Origin of the sequence: Pseudomonas sp. SIMBA_067 (assembly GCF_046534675.1) — a bacterium.
In the GTDB taxonomy this organism is placed as follows: Bacteria; Pseudomonadota; Gammaproteobacteria; order Pseudomonadales; family Pseudomonadaceae; genus Aquipseudomonas; species Aquipseudomonas putida.
In genome coordinates this window covers 1-348 of record NZ_JAWRYH010000147.1, presented here as the reverse complement: position 1 = coordinate 348, position 348 = coordinate 1, and the positions used below count along the sequence as shown (strand labels likewise).

The window sequence follows — 348 nt, the reverse complement described above, 5'->3', positions numbered from 1 at the left end:
GACGATCCAGTAGAAATAGAAGTGCGTGGTCGTAACCTTGCAGAAGGTGTTCATCGTTCGTTCACACTTAACTCGCATGAAATTTTAGAAGCATTACAAGAGACGCTAATGGGTATTGTAAGCGCTGTCATGGTTGCACTTGAGCAATCACCTCCTGAACTGGCATCTGATATTTCAGCACATGGCATGGTGTTAACTGGCGGTGGCGCATTACTAAAAGATTTAGATCGCCTACTCATGGAAGAAACAGGCATTCCAGTAGTTGTTGCTGATGATCCACTTACATGTGTTGCTCGTGGCGGCGGTAAAGCGCTTGAGATGATTGATGTACACGGTGGTGACGTTTTT

General features: G+C 45.4%; 1 protein-coding gene. It reads left to right on the top strand.

Annotation, left to right across the window (positions count from 1 at the left end):
• Positions 1–348: rod shape-determining protein (locus tag SB765_RS28455; protein ID WP_410932334.1), on the top strand; the 348-nt coding region annotated here is incomplete at both ends.